Origin of the sequence: Intestinirhabdus alba, from assembly GCF_009711095.1 — a bacterium.
GTDB classification, from domain to species: Bacteria; Pseudomonadota; Gammaproteobacteria; order Enterobacterales; family Enterobacteriaceae; genus Intestinirhabdus; species Intestinirhabdus alba.
The window spans coordinates 1-481 of the sequence record NZ_WMJZ01000154.1; the positions used below are offsets into that span (position 1 = coordinate 1).

1 protein-coding gene is annotated in these 481 nt (G+C 44.6%); it reads right to left on the reverse strand.

Annotated elements, in window-relative coordinates:
* A partial coding sequence (locus GJV78_RS24245; RefSeq protein WP_407929085.1) for a DUF6708 domain-containing protein occupies positions 1 to 245 on the reverse strand: 245 nt, incomplete at its 3' end.
* Positions 246 to 481: the final 236 nt, after the last annotated feature.

Below are 481 nucleotides of genomic sequence, written 5' to 3' on the forward strand. Positions count from 1 at the left end.
GCCTGAAAAATACTCCCTACCGTCCACGTCAGAATAAACCGATCCACTACCTCAAACGTCCCCGGCCTGCAGACTGCACAATACACTCGGTGCCCCCAGTCGGCGTGGCCCGCCATCAGCACCCGTTCTGCATGAATATCCGCCCAGTCAAACACCTTGACCTTCACCGGCCAGCGCTTCCAGGGCCAGATACCGCGCTGATATTCATAGGCGTAGACTTTCTGGCGCTTGCGGTTAAAGCGTATGGGTGCGCCGNGACTTTAAAACAATAAAGTAAAAATGATAAAAAAATAAAAACTCCTGTTACAGTCACAAATAACAACGATGGTACATAAATAACACCAGGTACAAAAATAAAAGCCGTATACATAATTAGAGGGATAATTATTATAAATGTAACAAACCATAATCCAGACCACCCATGATTTACATAGCGTGGTATTTCCATCCAGATATCATTTATCTCATTCACATAAAGCAG